This window comes from Tenacibaculum sp. L6, from assembly GCF_028823685.1.
GTDB lineage: Bacteria > Bacteroidota > Bacteroidia > Flavobacteriales > Flavobacteriaceae > Polaribacter.
Genome location: NZ_JAPEHZ010000133.1, coordinates 1 through 1,420, shown reverse-complemented (window position 1 = coordinate 1,420; position 1,420 = coordinate 1). Strand labels below are relative to the sequence as shown.

The 1,420-nt window shown below is 35.6% G+C and carries 2 protein-coding genes; both read left to right on the top strand.

The window, feature by feature from the left end; genetic code table 11:
• Positions 1 to 585 (top strand): nucleoside triphosphate pyrophosphohydrolase (gene mazG, locus OU788_RS12265; RefSeq protein ID WP_274635429.1); only part of this gene is annotated, 585 nt, incomplete at its 5' end.
• Positions 586 to 743: 158 nt separating this feature from the next.
• The coding region (locus OU788_RS12260) for an SDR family NAD(P)-dependent oxidoreductase (RefSeq protein ID WP_274635428.1) at positions 744 to 1,420 on the top strand (677 nt) is incomplete at its 3' end.

Below are 1,420 nucleotides of genomic sequence, written 5' to 3'. Positions count from 1 at the left end.
GTGCTTTTGCACATCGTCTTTTATGCTAAAATAGGTAGCGAACAACAGGCTTTTGATATTGCCGACGTTGCCAATTCAATTTCAGACAAACTAATTGATCGCCATCCTCATATTTATGGTGATGTGGTTGTTGAAAATGAAGAAGAAGTAAAACAAAACTGGGAAAAACTAAAGCTGAAAGAAGGTAAAAAATCGGTTTTAGAAGGTGTTCCTAAAAGTTTACCTGCGGTAGTAAAAGCAAGCCGTATTCAAGATAAAGTTGCTGGGGTTGGTTTTGATTGGGAAGAACCACATCAAGTGTGGGAAAAGGTTCAAGAGGAGCTTTCTGAATTGAACGACGAGATTAAAAACAACAATCAAGAAAAAATAGAAAAAGAATTTGGAGACGTACTATTCTCCATGATTAACTACGCACGTTTTATTGGGGTAAATCCTGAAAATGCACTGGAAAAAACCAATAAAAAGTTCATCAATCGCTTTCAGTTTTTAGAAGAAGCTGCCAAAAAAGAAGGCAAGCAACTTTCTGACATGACCCTCGCTGAAATGGATGTACATTGGGAGAATTCGAAGGAATTCTTCAAATAATCATAATTGGGAAAACTCAAAAAAGTTTTTTAAATAATCGACTACCGTCATCCTGAATTCATTTCAGGATCTCATCAAACTTTCAAACATATTTTGTGTGATTCTGAAACAAGTTCAGAATGACGTGAACTTATATTTATTTCCTTACTTTTACTCTTATGAACATCATTATCATTACCGGAGGAAGTAAAGGAATTGGTAGAGCCTTAGCCGAAAAATATGCACAAGAAAACTACAGAGTTTACTCGTTATCGAGAAGTATTGCAGATTTGCAAAATGTTACACAGGTACCTGTTGATTTATCGGATACCAAAGTAACGCACATTACATTTAAAATGCTGCTAGATGAAATTAAAGAACTAGAAGTTACCTCAATTACTTTGGTGAATAATGCGGGACGCTTAGGCGTTATTTCTAACCTAGAAAATATTCCTTCGGAGGATATTGCTAAAAGCATTCATTTAAACACCACTACTCCACTTATCTTATCTGGTTTGTTTATTGAAACTACACAGCATCTAAACTGTAAAAAACAAATCATTAGTATTTCATCTGGTGCTGCGGTAAAACCGTATGAAGGTTGGAGCGTGTATTGCACTTCTAAAGCAGCTATTGATATGATGACCAAAACTATTGCTGCGGAACAAAACGAGCTTACAAATGGGGTAAAATGCAATGCCATTTACCCTGGTGTGGTTGATACCAATATGCAAACTGATATTAGAAGTACCGATGAAAAGGATTTTAAAAACGTACAACGCTTTATCGATTTAAAAGAAAACGACCAGTTGTATACTCCTGAGTACGTTGCTGAAACCATTTTTGCTATAGACAC